We start from the raw sequence: 16,325 nt of genomic DNA on the forward strand, positions 1-16,325 counted from the left end.
GTTGAGAATTCTGTCTCTTCAGATTCCGGTTCTTCGACCGCTGCTAACACAGTTTTTTCGGCAATATCCTGCGGTTCTTCTTCCTTCGTATCCAAAGAAACATATTCAAGGCACTTGTCACACCAATATCTTCCGTATTCTTCAATAATCCTCAGCTTCGTACCACAGGCGGGGCATGAAACCTCGGCTTTTTTTCCCGTTTCGGCGGCATAGGTTTCAGAAGAAATATCAGGTTTTGCTTTATCCGTTATGTATTCGAGACATTTGTCGCACCACATTTTTCCGTATTCTTCTATAAACCTCAGAGAAGAACCGCAATTGGGGCATCTCGATTCATCCGCCGCTTCATTTTGATAGTCTTGGCCCGCGACCAGGTTTTCTTCCTCTTCAGTGACGGCGTTTATTGTCGTGTGCGGAACATCGGCTTCGTCTTGAATTTCGTTTACGGTATGATTTTCGGTATAAACCGATTTTTCAGATTTTCCGAAATTTTCGGGCATGTATTCCGCGCACATGTCGCACCAATATCTTTCGTACTCTTCAAAATACTGCAGGTCGTAATTGCATACCGGGCATTTAAGTTTTTTTTCAACGACTTCAATTTCTTCCTGAAGTGGGGTTTCTTCAGACGCGACTTCAGTGATTTCTTCGAGTATGGCCGCTTCGAGTTCTTTTCCGAAGCCAATTTCCATATATTTTGCACATTTATCACACCAGAATCTGTCATAAGGTTCGATATATCTCAAACTTCCACCGCAGTCCGTGCATTTGAAGTCTTGTTTTACGGGATCTCCCGAATTGGTGTCGTCAATATTTTTATCGTCAAAAGGTATATCAGATTCACCGAACATCTATACCTCCGTCAAGGTAGGAATAACGTTTCAATTGCATATTTTTAATTATTAATATATACTGACGTCAATTTAATTGTCAAGAAAATAACCATGAACACTGAAGAGATAATAAGATATATATCTGAAAATCCTAAAAAAACCCCTGCCAAAGCCTACGTCAGGGGATTCGTTACTGATCCTGAAAACGGAAGTATCAAAATTTTCGGTGAAGGCAATTTCTGGATTTTGATTGGAGACAACAATGAAGTCGTCAAAATTTTGAACGATAACAAAAACACTGTAATTGACAGCTATATCGAGATTTCCGCCAGAAACTCAGCCGTACCACTTGTCGATTTGACTAAATTCAATGCCAGAATCGAACCGGGAGCGATAATAAGGGAATTGACTGACATCGGAGACCAGGCAGTGATAATGATGGGCGCGGTGATAAACATCGGAGCCTCGATAGGCTGTAAAACCATGATAGACATGAACGCGGTTATAGGGGCAAGAGCCGTCATCGGCCGGGACTGCCACATCGGCGCCGGAGCAGTCATAGCCGGTGTCATTGAACCTCCATCCTCAAAATCTGTCGTCATAAGAGACAACGTTCTCGTGGGTGCCAACGCTGTTATCCTGGAAGGGATAGAGGTCGGAGAAAAAGCCATAGTCGCCGCGGGCGCAGTCGTTATAGACAACATCCCTCCGAACGAAGTATGGGCCGGTGTTCCCGCGAGATTTGTCAAAACTGTTGACGCCAAAACAATAGAGAAATCCAGGATAGTCGATGCTCTGAGAAATCTCTGATGTCTTTTCTCATCCCGCTTTATAAACCTTTTGACATGAAATTATCTCGTGCCAAGGGATCTTATGTATTCGACGAAAAAGGGAAAGCCTATCTCGACTCTTTTTCAGGAATCGGCGTCAATATTTTCGGACATTGTGACGAAGGCATAACAAGAGCGATTACTTCCAAGCTTAAAAAACACAGCCACATATCCAATCTTTTGTATGACGAAGACACCGAAAAAGCCGCCGAAATACTCGCAAAAAAAATTGACGCTTCTTCAAAAGTAATTTTTTCGAATTCCGGGACGGAAGCGGTCGAAGCGGTTTTGAAAATACTTAAAAAAGATAATCCTGAAAAAATCATTGTTTCTTTCACGGGAAGTTTTCACGGAAGAACAACCGGAGGAATGTCTCTGACTGGAATCGAAACTTACCGAATAAAATTCCAGCCCCTTTTACCCGGGATCAAGATACTGCCTTTCAACGATGCCTCGTCTTTCAAAACATTCACCGCTGAAAACAGAAAAATAATCTCCGGAATTTTTCTCGAACCGGTTCAGGGTTCAGGCGGAATTATACCTTTGGAGGACGATTTTGCTTCGGAGATTTCCCGGGCTCAAAATAATTACGGCATAGCTGTAGTTGCTGACGAAATTCAGTGCGGACTTGGCAGAACGGGAAAATTTTTCGCTTTCGAGAATTTTCAACTTTCACCCGATATAGTGATTGTGGGAAAAGCTCTGGGAGGCGGATTGCCTTTGGGCGCTGTCATCGCAAAAGGAAAATTTGCGGAAATATTGAAACCTGGAGACCACGGCTCGACATTCGCTCCAAATCCTGTCGCGATTTCAGCCTGCCTGGAAGTCCTGGGGCGCTTGAATCAGGACGTTTTAACAAACAACAAAATTAAAGGGAATCATTTTTTCAGATCACTTGGATCAGAGCTCGGGGATAAAGCAGTCATAAGAGGCAGAGGATTGATGATAGGCGTAGAAACTGGAAAAGACGCGCAAATTGTCAAGGATTACTGTTTTAGAAATAATGTTCTCATCAACGCTTTAGGAAACAGAATCATAAGACTTCTTCCTCCGTATATAATAACCGAAAAAGAGATACTCGATATATGTCAGCGCCTGTCAGAAGGGATTGCTTCGGCTCCTCTTTTTCAACTGAAGTCATGAAAAAAATTCAAGATCCGAGAGAACTGGCTCTCTGTTTCCTGAAAGAGTCATCCACGCAGAATATAGGCAAAAGAATGCAGACAAGTAAAAACCTTTCTTCTCTTGAAAAAAGAGACTCCTCATTTTGCAATAACCTTGTTCACGAGACTCTGCGGAATCTACTGTTCATAGACTCTTCACTGTCGAAACATGTTTCAGGCCTGACAAAACTCCCCGAGGACATCGCCTGGATATTAAGAATCGGAACCGCACAGTTGTTTTACTTCACTTCGGTTCCCGATTACGCTGCCATTGACACTTCCGTTGAACTTGCAAAAAAATACGGCAATAAAAGATTTTCGGGGCTTGTCAATGCAGTCCTCAGAAAAGTTTCACTTGAAGAAAGGCGTGCTCCTTCGGGAAAATATCCAGCGTCCCTCTCCATAAAGCACTCAGTCCCGCAATGGCTGATAGAAAAGTGGTCAAAGAATTTCGGCAAAAAAAGAACTGTCGGCATCTTGGAATTCTTCTTTGACAAACGGCCCATATGCTTCAGAACGGTGATTCCCTCCGGCAGAGAGAGCCTAATAGCCGAGATCAACGGAGAAGGATTTAAAACTGAAAATTCCGTTTATTCTGAAAGCGCTTTCTACTCATCTTCTTCTTTGATTTCGAGCCGTTTTTTCAGCGAGGGACAAATTACTGTTCAGGATGAAAGCTCAATTCTGACCGGGGAGATTTACGATATACCCGATACCGATGTCTGCATAGATCTTTGCGCGGCGCCAGGAGGAAAAACCCTTATATTAGCCAAAAAATCCTCTTTTACCGTCGCGTGTGACATAAAACTGTCAAAAATGAAAATGATAACGGAAAACAAGACCAGACTGGGTCTTTCAAATCATATTTCAATGTGCGTGTCGGATGCCTTGTTTCCGCCGTTTTCAGAATGCTCGGCCGATTTGGTGATCGCCGACGTCCCATGCAGCGGAACAGGCACTCTTCATAAAAACCCTGATTTGAAACTCAAACTGAAAAAAAACTATATCGAATCCAAAACTTTGCTTCAATTAAAAATACTGAAAAAAGGTTCTGAACTGGTTAAAAAAGGAGGATTCATCCTTTACTCGACCTGTTCGATTGAAAAAGAAGAAAATTCCGGCGTCGTTTTATCTTTTTTAAAAGATCACAAAAATTTCAAAACTGTTTATCCAAAGCCTGGCTATGAATCCTTTACAGACAAAAACGGCTTTGCCTGTTTTTTCCCCGATCTTCACCGCATGGGAGGCGCCTTCGCCGCTCTTTTGAAAAAAATAAACTGAACGTTGACTTTTGAATGCAGTAATATTTAACTTTCATAAAAAGGAGAATCCATGAAACACGACGAAGTTAAATTCAAGATAGCAGACCCTTCGCTGGCCACCTGGGGCAGAAAAGAAATATATTTGGCAGAAAAGGAAATGCCGGGCTTGATGGCATTGAGGCAAAAATACGGTCCTGCAAAACCCCTTTCCGGAGCAAAGATATCCGGTTCACTTCACATGACTCTTCAAACAGCTGTCTTGATCGAAACTCTAATCGAATTAGGCGCCGACGTGAGATGGGCCAGTTGTAACATCTTTTCGACACAGGATCATGCCGCGGCTGCTGTCGCCGCAAAAGGCGTTCCGGTTTTTGCCTGGAAGGGAGAAACTCTTGAAGAATACTGGTGGTGCACGGAACGCGCGCTTTCATTTCCTGACAAAGCGTCCCCTGACCTGATAATAGATGACGGTGGCGACGCCACCCTGATGATCCATCTCGGTTACAATGCCGAAAATGATCCCGGCATACTCGATGAAAAGTCTCAATCCGACGACGAAAAGCGGCTAAAAGAACGCCTGAAAATCATACTTAAAGAGGATCCCGAAAAATGGCACAGAACAGCCTCTTCGGTCAAGGGGGTGTCGGAAGAGACGACGACCGGAGTTCAGAGACTTTACAAAATGCATAAAGAAAACAAACTGCTGTTCCCGGCCATCAACGTCAACGACTCGGTCACAAAATCCAAATTCGACAATATTTACGGATGCCGGGAATCGCTCGTAGACGGAATAAAACGCGCGACGGGTGTTATGATTGCAGGGAAAACAGCAGTAGTCTGCGGATACGGAGACGTGGGAAAAGGCTCGGCGAAAGCTTTAAAAAACTATTGCGCCAAAGTCTTCGTCACTGAAATCGATCCCATATGTGCTCTGCAGGCGGCCATGGAAGGTTTCGAAGTAAAAACCCTGGAAGAAGTCATATCCCGAGCTGACATTATAGTCAGCGCGACAGGTAACAGGGACGTAATAACCCTGGAGCATATGCTTGCCATGAAAGACCACGTTATCGTATGCAACATAGGTCACTTCGACAATGAGATCCAGGTCGGCAGACTCATCTCTTTCAACGGTATCAAAAGGACGACTGTAAAACCTCAGGTTGACCTTTTTACTTTTCCCGACGGGCATTCTATAATACTCCTCGCCGAAGGGCGACTTGTCAATCTCGGATGCGCCGCCGGACATCCTTCTTTCGTCATGAGCAATTCATTCGCCAATCAGATTCTGGCGCAAATTGAACTTTACACGAAAAAACATTCAACTGGTGTATTCGTACTCCCCAAAAAACTGGACGAGGAAGTTGCGAGGCTTCACCTTGAAAACCTGGGCGTCTCTTTGACCGAGCTGACCCCGGAACAGGCGTCTTATATTGGAGTTTCGACGGATGGCCCATTCAAACCTGAAAGTTACCGCTACTGAGAAAAACGACAGTTAATCCGGATTAATAGTGAAAAAACGCCTAAAATCAAAATTAAAACTGTTTTTTGCCGTGACACTTCTTTCTTCAGTTGCCGCGGTGTCATCTTTCTGGTTTTTTTTTCACGGCAAGACTTTTAAACTTTCCGGAAAAGAGAACGGAATTTGGCTGGCTCATCATTGGGTCGAAAACAAACCGGACGAAATGAAAATCAAGAATCTGGCTGAAAATCTTAAAAATTCCGGCGTGATGCACGTTTTCCAGCACGCCGGGCCTCTGGACTCAACCGGCAGGATTCATCCTTCCAAATACGCCTATTCCCTTGAATTCATTTATTTACTTAAAAAACATCATCCTGAAATAATATCAGTACAAGCCTGGATCGGTCAGATCGAGAAAAGAGGGGGAGGCACGCTCGACATCACTTCTGTCGAAATAAGAAGAAACATCGCAAGGACCGCTTCAGAGTTAATCAATGCGGGTTTCGACGGAATACACATCGACATAGAACCGATTTTCGACGGTGACTCTTCTTTTTTACTGCTTCTGGACGAAATAAGAGAAACTCTCGGCGGCAGAATTCTAATAACCTGCGCTACGCCTAAAATCTCTCTGGGAAAACTTTTCGGGGAAAGCTTGAAATTGTTTTTTTCCGTAAAAGGTTTGTGGAGCGAAGAGTATTACAGGAACATCTCCGAAAAAAGCGATTTCACAGTCGCCATGCTCTATGACACGCGAATAAAGAATCCCCAGATTTACACCCTTTTCATATCTCTAGAAGTGGAAAAACTTACAAAAACTGTAAAAAAACCGATCATGATCGGAATACCAAGTTACGAAGATATAAAACCTTCTTTCAATCCTGAAATCGAAAACGTTGGATCCGCTCTCGACGCAGTCTTTACAGGTCTTAAATACTGTGACAGAAGCAAGTACCGGGGATTTTCCATATACGCCGACTGGACAATGGATGAGGAAGAATGGAACATAATTAAAGAACACGTCGAATCGGAGAAACTGTATGAATGACTTGACCGTTAAAAGAGGAGACGGGATCAGAAGAGATCACAAGAGAATAGACTTAACCGTGATACTCGACAACTTAAGAAGCGCGAGAAACGTCGGCGCAATATTCAGAACTTGCGATGCCGTCGGTGCCGGTGAACTGGTTCTTTGCGGGACTACCGCTATTCCTCCGCACGACGGAATTTCCATGACAGCCATGGGATCTGAAAATTTCGTCAAATGGTCCTATTCATGTTATACCGTGGAAGCAGTCAGAAAAATGAAACGCGACCAAAGACACATAATAACTCTTGAAACGACGACTTCGAGCAAATGTCTCTGGGACGCCGATTACCCCGACGGTTCGGTTCTTGTGATCGGCAATGAAGCTCTCGGGATATCGGAAGAGATAATCAAGATGTCAGACGAAATAATTGACATCCCGATGATGGGATATAAAAACTCGCTCAACGTCGCTTCGGCTTTTTCGGTCATTGCATACGAAATTCTCAGACGCCGCAGAGCGGAATTGTGAATAAAAAGGACCGGTCGGATTTTTAACCTGAAAAATCCGGCTTTTCAGACAAAGGTCTGACAAACACGATTTTTTCCCTGTCGAGAACGACAAGCCCTTTTGGAGATTTCCTCGGTTTCCTTACATATTTCTTAAGAGTGTACTGGACCGGAACCAGAGAAGAAAATCTCGCGGAAGAAAAACCTGCGGCTATGGATGCTGCAAATTCTATGTCTTTTTTGTGAGCTTCTTTTTTACCCTCCAAAAACAGTATTACGTGAGAACCTTTCGCGTCTTTTACGTGGAAGAACATATCCTTTTGGCAGGCTATTTTCATAGTGAGCCTGTCCGCGTCTTCAGCGCTTTTCGAAACGGCAACAAGTTTCCCAGTCGGAGTCGTGAAAGTTCTGTATTTTGAGAGAGGATCGGCTAATTTTACTTTACTTTTTTCATTTTCCTCTTCAGTATGCAGGGTATCATTTTCTTTTTCCATCTGTTCCCTTATCTCGAAAAGTTTTTTTTCAACTGCCGCTTTTCTTTTCAGATTTTTCCTGTAAAGAGTGAAAAGATTTTCAATTATTTCACCTTTGTTCCTCCCTGAAAATTTTCTGTAAATTTCATTCAATCTTTTGTCTTCGGGAAATATCGAACCGAGCTCTTTTTCATCCGACGATTTAATTTTTTCTCCGAAGAGAAGAATGTTTTCCGGGGGCACTATCGCCTCAAGTGATTTTAAGGCGGCTTTTTCGGACTTTTTATACTTGTCAAAAGTTTTTTCAGACCTGGTTTTGTTCTTAACTTCGGAAGAGGTTCCAGAAATTTCATCAATTATCTTCAACGGGGATGAAACGACTAAATCGTCGGATTTGATGCACGGGATGACATAAAAGCCTTCTTCGTAAGCTATCATGGACAACTGCGAGGAATCCAAGATCGTCGGCTTTTCAAGTAAATCTCTTGTTTTTTGCTCCATCTTCATCAGGATTGCCGAGACAGATATCCACTCTTTAAAATTCCGCGGTTGTATGTCATTTGGAAATGGCGGTTCATAAATGTCTCCAACTCGAAGATTGCGGCGCTCTGAAAGTGATTTCCTGAAATGCCTGACTATCCTCCCGTCATCACCTTTTGTCAAAAAAGCGTTGGGAAAACCTCCGAAGAACTCAAGCCAGACATTCCATTTCTTTGTTCCTCCGAAACCGCCGTCCGTGGAAACTTCAAGGCACAACAGTCTGTCTTTGCCAACCTGACGGGACGAAATGATAGTTCCGTTCTTCAAAGCCTGAAGCCATCCGAAGGCTTTTTCTTTTTTTAACTCCGCCGAAGAATCGAACGAACACCAGCAGAATCTCGGAAGAAGAAATACGTCGATAGTTCCTTTTCCGGTTAAAAACGAAATTCCACCTGAAAAAAAGTCAACTGACTTTATTGTTTCTTCCACATAATGTTCGAGGATTTTCGAAATTAAAAAAAAAGAATATCCGTCACTTTTCAGTTTCACTTAAGCAAATCCGTATATTCAGGTGTTAATAATCCAAAGAATAATTATTTACTGATCCTCTCCATGTATTCATCCGTACGAGTGTCTATTCTAACCAAGTCTCCAGTATTTATGAAAAGAGGAACGGTAATTTTAACGCCGCCTTCAACTTTAGCCGGTTTCGAACCTGCGGTTGCGGTATCCCCCTTGAAACCAGGTTCGGTTTCAACAATCTTCAACTCAACGAAAAACGGTATCTCAGTATCAACTATCTTTCCTTCAGCGTACAGAAGATCGCATTCCATATTTTCCTTAAGCCATTTAGCTTTGTCTCCCATTATTTTTATGTCTACTGCAATCTGTTCGAAATTCTCGGTGTCCATGAACCAAAAAGTTCCGTTCTCGGGGTAAAGATACTGATACTTTCTTCTTTCAAGTCTGATGACATCGAATTTATCGTTGTCTCTCAAAGTTTCTTCGACGATTTGCCCGGTTTCCATGTTTTTCAGTTTTGCTCTGGCGAATGCGCCTCCTTTTCCGGGCTTTACATGCTGGTAATCAACTATTTTGAATATTCGCTCATCGTATTTAATAGTGACATTTTTCCCAATGTCGGAAAGAGATGCCATCAATCCTCCCTATTCTATTTTATCAAGCCAGTTTTTGAACGCTTCAAGTCCTCGTTGGTTGTATTCGTATTCAGATTTTTTAGCTGAATCTCCGGATTTTTCCTCCTTTTTATCCTTTTTGCCATTGTCGTCAGGTGAAAGAATGGACATGTGCTTTTCTATTTTTTTCAATTCCTCAAGAGTCTCGGAAGCGACTTGATCGAACAAGAGGCCTTCGTCATCTTTAGCGGGTACTTCTTCACGTTCAGGCTGTTCAGTTAATTCCTCTTTTTCCACGGCATTTAACATTTCGTTTTCTTCCGGAGACTGAACTGGAAATTCTGCTTCATTATCTTCGGGCGCGGTTTCGTCATATTTTTCTTCTTCTTTCTCCGGTTCCAGCAGTTTTTTCAGTCTTTCTATGTCTTCGTTTAATTCCGGATTATCGGGCAGAAGCTTCTCGAATATTGAAAGAGCCTTGGAATAGTTACCCTGTTTCTCGTATATTTTCGCCATAGTAATGCTTTCAATTTCTCCCTCGTAGAGTTTGACTTCGTCTTCTTTCACTTCTTCACCGGTTTCAGAATACTCCTCTACGTTCGCTCCGTGCTGAACCTGCAAATCTGAAATCTCTCCGTTTTGCTCTTCCGGGAAAGGTTTGTTCTCCTTTTCAGTCTGGATTTCTTCATTATTTTTTTCTTCCATACCCTGGTCAATGCTTTCTTCAAGCTGTTTTTCGAGCATTTCAACTTCAAGTTCGAGGGAAACATCATCTTCGAGCTGATCCATAACTGAATCTCCTGGAAGACCTGTCCGTTTCTCTTCCGGTTCTTCTTCTCCGAATATGTCCTCTATCTGCAGAGTTTTTTCTATAGGTAACTCGATTTCGAGATCCTGATCTTTGTATGCCTCTTCGGCTCCCATTATGGCTTCTTCAAAAATCTCCAGGTCGGAATCGGTATCTTCTTTTTTGTCTTTGGCGTTCTGCTTCGTTTCGCGGTTTTCCTCGCCTGCCTTTTCCATCTTCGTTCGCATTTGTTCACGGACATTCTGCTTTTTTACAATGTCTTCTATCTCATTCACAATCTGCTGAAGGCTTTCATCGAAAGGCGTAAGGGCGAGGAGTTTTTTATAGGACTCAAGGGCTTTTTCGTATTTTCCTGTTTTGTACGCTCCTTTGCCGACTTTCTGGAGAGCGAGGAGGTTTTCTTTGTCCCTGTCGAGAACTTTCAAATAAGTGTCGAGTGCTTTGATTTCTTCTCCGTTTTTTTCGAAGCACTTGCCGAGTACCATCAGTCCGGAAATATATTCAGGGTGTTTCGAAACGCCTTTTTCAGCAATTTCTAAAGCTTTCTCTGCCAAGTCCTCTGAGAGATAAGCATCCGCGAGCCTCGCAAAAATCAGCGAATCCGGTTCGGAATCAAACTTCTTCTGCAGTTTAATGATTTCGGGGCTCGGTGATTTTTCAGCCATCTAGCCTCCTATGATATCATTTTAAATGTTTTAACGATAAGCCTCAGCTCTTCGAGATAAAACGACTTCTTGTTTCCGGGCGCAAAAAGATGCACGTCTAGAATGAATGTCCTTCCGTTTTCCGAAACAACCCAGGATTTAAAAGGTCCGCCAATTCCTTTTTCGCTGTTTTGCCAGATGCCTTCGAACCAATAACCCATTTCGTCGGAGCCAAAGTTCTTAACATCGCAGGAGTCGCCGCCCAAAAAAGCGGCGGCAAAATTGTCTCTCAATAAAGGGAAAGTCTCTTCTGTCAAAATAGTTTGGTTCGAGTCATTGAACCAAAACAGGATAACATAACGGCTAAGTGCGTTGTCGGTTCCGCTTCTCATGTGCTGAACTGTTATGACGTGACCTTTTTGCGGTGATCCCTGTGAATCCGCGACCACATAATAATAAGGCATTTTTATATCGAAACCATATCCCGCTCTCAAAGCAAGAGACAGGTTCTCCTGATAGCCTCCGGCGTAAATCATATATTCAATTCTTTCAGAAGCTGCTTCAAAAAACAAACTGAAAATATTTTCGGAATTGTTTTCTATAAGTTCAACCAAACCGTTTGTGTCTTTTTCTATTACCACAACAAGCTGAGGAGATGCCCAGACATCTTCCGCGCTTTGTATCCCTTCCTCAAGCATAATTTTTCCGCCGATGATTCGCCGGATTTCTTCCCTATTTTGTGGAGTGATGATGAATATGAGGTTGTGTCTTCTCCAGTAATCCGTGCGTTTTTCCCAGAATTTTTCGGGGCTGATGTATTCCATGTCGAACACATGCTCGAAAGAAGGGTAATATCGCATGTCCCACAGTATATTCTTAACTGTTCCGGAGCAAATTCTCCAGGTCAAAGTGTCCGTTACAACTTCGACCATGTCCCTCGGTCCGAAAGCGTGAGGTTTGTATCCCTGACTGCAAAACAAACAAAGAAACGGCAGAAGAGCAGCCAAGAAGACGCTTTTTAACAATCCTTTCTTCATTTCACGTAAACCATTCTCTCGGTCATGCTTTGATTTCCTGAGATTACAACACAGAAATATATCCCTGAAGGCTGAAGGTTCATGTCGTATACAAATCTTCCTTCGAAATCTCCGGAAGTCACAATTCTTCCGGAAATGTCAAATATTCTTACTGAAGAAAGATTGTCGGATTCAACGATTAAATAATTATCGGAAATAAACAATGTCGCAATCGAACCGTTCGTTGGTTCAGAAATCTCTTCTTCTGCGAAAGATGACGAACCTAAAAAGCACAGCGCAGGATCACCAAAATATGTACGGTCTAAAAGGGTGTATAAATTTCTGTCGTAACCGCCGTAATAATTAATGTCCCAGAAGGGAATCAATTTACTTTTGGAAGCGTAAAAAGCCGGTCCGAGAGAGAATATTGAACTGTCGAACACGGCTTCAGCAAACCAAATATCCATGTATTCACTCGGACCCATTGCAGGTAATATACCTTCCCATCCGTAACTCGTGTTGAACGCGCTTACAATTCCTCCGCCACCCTCTTTATTGAGCAAAGCCACTGCCGCGCAGTTTCCTTCATGATAAGCCCCCGACATACAGGCTATCGAAGTGTGAACCGCCAGTTTCCCTCCGTTAGTCATGTTTGCTATATCGTTGACGTGCAACATTCTGATGTAATATGAATTATACCAGTATACCCCGCTGCGGTTTCCATGTCCGGCCCAATGTGTCCATGCTACGCCGTCGTTGACCGAATCTATCGCGCCTTCCGGGGAATTTCCGTAAAGCGTCTCATACATTTTGATGTGATGCCATCCCTGAGGAAGGTGATCGGCAATGGATTCGCAGACTGCTTCGCCTGTAATTGTGTAATACTGGTTATCGAAAAGAACTGCTCCGGCTAAAAGACTTTTCGTTCTCCAATCACCCTGCGGCGGATTCTGTTCGTATTCGCAAATCTTCCGGACGTTGACACTTAATTCCGAAGACGATCCGACGACCAGTCTTCCGACGAAAACATCGGCGTACAAATCGAGGCTGTCGTTTGGTTGTCCGTATCTGTTGTCGGCAGTGAAGTTCCAATCGCCGTCGAGATCCGCGAAATAAAGATCAACAGGCGCACTGTCATCATAAAATACACCGTTTGTATCCCGGCAGGAAATAAACAATTCTCTTGGCTGAAGCAGATTTCTATTTCCGACGAGGAGGATGAATGAAACTCCGTCTTCGGAGTGTCTTTGAATTATGTAATTCCTGATTTTTTCCGGTAAATCGTACCCTGTAACGGTAGCCGAAATTCTTTCTTTCGAAGCAGTGTCACATACAAGACCTTTTAATGTTCTCAAAGTAAGGAGTGAATCCATCGCCGGAGTGTTCAGAAGGCTCAAAGGGGCAATGATGAGATAATCTGCGTTTCCTTCAGTCACGGGCGGCGCTGAGGATGCTAGCGCTTCCGGATTGCATACTATAAATCCGATAATGCTCCTGTGTAAATAATCCCCGAGCGGCGTATTGAAATGAATTTCTCCCGTTCTTTCATATTCGACAGTGACTGAAACATCTTCGTAGACACTGACTTCTTTTGTGACCGGATTCCATTGATAAGGCGTCAGAAATACACTTGCTATTTTAAAACCCGATTGATTTCCGAAATGGTGCCATTGGAGGATTTTATCCGGATATACATCTTGGCTTTCATAGACCGCGGGATCACAAAGAAAAACAACATTTCGTCTTGTGCCCAAAGGTGCGGGTAGAACTGCCGGTAAAGGAGTCACTGCCGTACCGGCTATTGTCAGATTTTCACCTTCGCATCTGACGCTTAGCAGCGAGGCGTCATAGGGCAAAAGTATCTGCAGGTGTTTGGCCGGAAGAACCGGCTCAAATGTTCTGCCGAACATATCAGCTCCCTCGGCTGAAATAAGGGTGTATTCGCCGTAATTGCTAAACTCTGTTGCGGTTTTGTCAAAATGTGCGTTGAACGTATAGCTCAGTGGCTGACAAACAATCATCAATGAGAGAAGAAAACTCATCAGTTACTCCTTAAAATATATCAGTGACATTTTCCTAAAATGTTGCCAGCGGAAGTATAGCATGTTTTAATAAATCTTGAACACTCAAACTTTAACGAGGGTGAACCATGTTTGATTTAAAAGATTTTTTGAAACCTTTTCCCGAAAAAGGGAAGCGTCTTCTTGAGATCAATCCCTGTTCGAGAAGGCTTAATTTATACAAAGAAGCGGGATTTGAAATTACAGCCCTCGACATGGACCTGAACAATCTCGAAATCTGTCAAAAACTGGCTCCGGGAACAGATTTGAAATACGGCAGTCTGCTTTCGTCTCCTTTCGGGCATTCTGAACGATTCAACGTCATCGTCTTCTTTAATGTTCTTTCAGGAATGATGTTCGAAGAGGCAAAATCCTTCGTTTATTCAGTCGGAAGCACTCTGCATGACAAAGGTTTGGCAGTCTTTTCAATACCTTCCGACGATTACAAACCTCCTTGGTGGACCCAAGGCGATAACATCCCGTACGGAAAAATTGCCTGTTCGGCCCCATACACCGGAGAGGTTTTCTGCGAATACGGCTCTGACTCGATCAGAAAGTTCATGCTCGATTTCGTAGATTTGTCAATGGAAGAGACGAACGGTTTAAAAATACTGAAAGCGGTTAAATTCTGAAAGACCCGTTCTCTGAAATCGAATCGCTGAAAGAATCCATAAGAAAAAGAGACTACGAATATTATGTCATGGACAAACCGACTATATCCGACGAAGAATACGACAAACTTTTCCAAAGATTAAAAATACTAGAAAGCGAAAATCCCCACCTCCGGACGACTGACTCTCCAACTCAGAGAATCGGAGAAAAATTGAGCGGGAAATTCAAAACGATAAGGCACAAAATCCCCATGCTTTCTCTCGACAATACCTACACCTACGATGAAATCAGGGATTTCGACAGAAAAGCGAGGGACGCTTTATCTGTCGTCCAGATTGATTATGTCATCGAACCAAAAATAGACGGTGCGGCCGTTTCCGTGATATACAAAAACGGCATTTTCGAGGCTGGTGTCACGAGAGGCGACGGCGAAGAAGGCGACGACATTTCAGCCAACATAAAGACTGTAAAATCCCTCCCTCTCAGACTAAAAAATCATCTGGAAGCTCCTGCTGAACTTGAGATACGGGGAGAAGTTTACATGAGACACACCGTCCTCAATATGATAAACAGAGAAAGGGATGAATGTAATCAGGAATTGTTTGCAAACACGAGAAACGCCGCATCAGGATCCCTTAAAAATCTCGACCCTTCTGTCACCGCCTCAAGAGAACTCGATATTATGTTTCATACGGTATTCGGGGAAACATGGATAAAACATTCTTTGGCCGTTGAATTCCTTCACACCTGCGGATTGCCCGTCTTTTTCCCTTCCGTTGTAAAAAAAAATGTCTCGGAAGTCATCGAGGAATGCGAATCGTGGAAAAAAAGAAGGAAAGACCTGGGTTACGACGTCGACGGTCTCGTAATCAAAATCGACGACTTGTCTCAGAGAAAAATTTTAGGTCAGACGATGCGTTCCCCCAAGTGGGCTATAGCTTATAAATTTCCAACAGAAAGAACGAAAACAAAAATAATCGGCATATCCGTTCAGGTAGGACGCACCGGCTTCCTGACTCCGGTCGCGTTAATGGAACCGGTCAAACTAAAGGGGACTGTCATCTCTCGCGCTTCTTTGTACAACGCCGACGAGATCGAGAGACTGGGTATAAGACCGGGTGATGAAGTCCTCATCGAAAAAGGCGGTGAAATTATACCAAAAGTCGTAGAAGTCTTGGTGCATCAGGACGATTCAAAGCCTTTCGCAATGCCTGAAAAATGTCCTGCGTGCGGGAGCGCGGTCGTTCATTACGAAGGTGAAACTGCTTACAGATGCATATCTCCGGCTTGCCCCGCTCAGTTAAAGGCAAAAATCCTTCACTTCGCTTCCCGACAGGCCATGGACATCTCAGGAATCGGCGATAAGCTGACTGAAAAGCTTATAGAAAGCGATTTGCTTAAAGATCCGGGAGATTTGTACTTTATAAGAGAGGAAGACCTTTCAACAATAGAAAGAATGGGGTCGAAATCATCGCTCAACTTACTTTCATCAATAGATAAGAGCAAATCGAGACCTCTTCACAAGCTTTTTTATGCGTTAGGAATACCTAATGTTGGCGTAAAAACGGCGAAAAATCTTTCAGAAAAATTCACTTCCGTAGAAGGGCTTTCTTCCGCTTCCATCGAAGAGTTTGCTGAAATACCTGAAATAGGCCCTGTCGTCGCCAAATCTATTTCAGATTATTTCGGGCTCGATCAGACTTCTGCGATGCTCTGCAAACTTGAAAAAGCGGGCGTGAAAATGAGCGGTGAAAAAAACAGACTCCGGGGAGACTCTCTGCGTGGGCTTGTATTTGTTATCACCGGAACTCTCTCAATGCCACGTGAAGAAATAAAGAGTATTATAGAAAATAACGGCGGAGAAGTGTCATCCTTCGTCAGTTCGAAAACAAATTATCTAATCGCCGGCGAATCCTGGGGCTCAAAACTAGAAAAAGCCAAAATTCTCGGTGTGAAAATAATCGGTGAAAACGAATTATTCAACTTCATTCAGAAACAAACCGTTTGAAATG

General features: G+C 43.2%; 14 protein-coding genes. 8 read left to right on the forward strand and 6 right to left on the reverse strand.

Going from position 1 to position 16,325, the window contains the following annotated elements; genetic code table 11:
* Positions 1 to 851 (reverse strand): hypothetical protein (locus tag JXL83_02470; GenBank protein ID MBN2362977.1); only part of this gene is annotated, 851 nt, incomplete at its 3' end.
* Positions 852 to 944: 93 nt separating this feature from the next.
* Here JXL83_02470 and dapD point away from each other — a divergent pair.
* Genes dapD through JXL83_02500 form a run of 6 tightly spaced genes read left to right on the forward strand, consistent with a single transcriptional unit; the run spans position 945 to position 7,106 of the window.
* Entirely contained in the window at positions 945 to 1,643 is a 699-nt protein-coding gene (gene dapD, locus JXL83_02475; GenBank protein ID MBN2362978.1) for a 2,3,4,5-tetrahydropyridine-2,6-dicarboxylate N-acetyltransferase, read from the forward strand.
* Positions 1,643 to 2,806: an aspartate aminotransferase family protein gene (locus tag JXL83_02480; GenBank protein MBN2362979.1), complete on the forward strand. Its 1,164-nt coding sequence runs from the start codon at positions 1,643 to 1,645 to the stop codon at positions 2,804 to 2,806. The genes dapD and JXL83_02480 overlap by 1 nt, the downstream gene beginning before the upstream one ends.
* Positions 2,749 to 4,107, forward strand: a complete 1,359-nt coding sequence (rsmB, locus tag JXL83_02485; protein MBN2362980.1) for a 16S rRNA (cytosine(967)-C(5))-methyltransferase RsmB — start codon at positions 2,749 to 2,751, stop codon at positions 4,105 to 4,107. Before JXL83_02480 ends, rsmB begins: the two co-directional genes overlap by 58 nt.
* Positions 4,108 to 4,158: 51 nt before the next feature.
* A complete protein-coding gene (locus JXL83_02490) occupies positions 4,159 to 5,568 on the forward strand; it encodes an adenosylhomocysteinase (GenBank protein ID MBN2362981.1) in 1,410 nt (469 codons plus the stop codon).
* A 28-nt stretch (positions 5,569 to 5,596) separates the two neighbouring features.
* Positions 5,597 to 6,595, forward strand: a complete 999-nt coding sequence (locus tag JXL83_02495) for a hypothetical protein (protein MBN2362982.1) — start codon at positions 5,597 to 5,599, stop codon at positions 6,593 to 6,595.
* Positions 6,588 to 7,106: a TrmH family RNA methyltransferase gene (locus tag JXL83_02500; GenBank protein ID MBN2362983.1), complete on the forward strand. Its 519-nt coding sequence runs from the start codon at positions 6,588 to 6,590 to the stop codon at positions 7,104 to 7,106. The genes JXL83_02495 and JXL83_02500 overlap by 8 nt, the downstream gene beginning before the upstream one ends.
* Before the next feature lie 22 nt (positions 7,107 to 7,128).
* On the opposite strand, the gene JXL83_02505 is transcribed toward JXL83_02500, so the two are convergent.
* From JXL83_02505 to JXL83_02525, 5 genes are read right to left on the reverse strand one after another with little or no spacing between them, the layout of a single operon-like run.
* The gene (locus JXL83_02505; protein ID MBN2362984.1) at positions 7,129 to 8,586 is read right to left on the reverse strand and encodes a DUF814 domain-containing protein; all 1,458 of its coding nucleotides are present in this window, start codon (positions 8,584 to 8,586) and stop codon (positions 7,129 to 7,131) included.
* Between the two features lie 44 nt (positions 8,587 to 8,630).
* Positions 8,631 to 9,194, reverse strand: coding sequence for an elongation factor P (efp, locus tag JXL83_02510; protein ID MBN2362985.1), 564 nt, complete (start codon positions 9,192 to 9,194; stop codon positions 8,631 to 8,633).
* Between the two features lie 9 nt (positions 9,195 to 9,203).
* Entirely contained in the window at positions 9,204 to 10,646 is a 1,443-nt protein-coding gene (locus tag JXL83_02515; GenBank protein ID MBN2362986.1) for a tetratricopeptide repeat protein, read from the reverse strand.
* 8 nt (positions 10,647 to 10,654) lie between these two features.
* Positions 10,655 to 11,662, reverse strand: a complete 1,008-nt coding sequence (locus JXL83_02520) for a DUF4837 family protein (protein ID MBN2362987.1) — start codon at positions 11,660 to 11,662, stop codon at positions 10,655 to 10,657.
* The gene (locus JXL83_02525) at positions 11,659 to 13,683 is read right to left on the reverse strand and encodes a T9SS type A sorting domain-containing protein (protein MBN2362988.1); all 2,025 of its coding nucleotides are present in this window, start codon (positions 13,681 to 13,683) and stop codon (positions 11,659 to 11,661) included. Before JXL83_02525 ends, JXL83_02520 begins: the two co-directional genes overlap by 4 nt.
* Positions 13,684 to 13,790: 107 nt before the next feature.
* Here JXL83_02525 and JXL83_02530 point away from each other — a divergent pair, with 107 nt between their 5' ends.
* Together JXL83_02530 and ligA are read left to right on the forward strand one after the other, a co-directional pair.
* Positions 13,791 to 14,333: a hypothetical protein gene (locus JXL83_02530; GenBank protein MBN2362989.1), complete on the forward strand. Its 543-nt coding sequence runs from the start codon at positions 13,791 to 13,793 to the stop codon at positions 14,331 to 14,333.
* Entirely contained in the window at positions 14,327 to 16,321 is a 1,995-nt protein-coding gene (gene ligA, locus JXL83_02535; GenBank protein ID MBN2362990.1) for an NAD-dependent DNA ligase LigA, read from the forward strand. The genes JXL83_02530 and ligA overlap by 7 nt, the downstream gene beginning before the upstream one ends.
* Positions 16,322 to 16,325 lie beyond the last annotated feature (4 nt).

It is taken from the genome of candidate division WOR-3 bacterium, assembly GCA_016934535.1.
Classification (GTDB): Bacteria; SDB-A; SDB-A; order SDB-A; family SDB-A; genus JAFGIG01.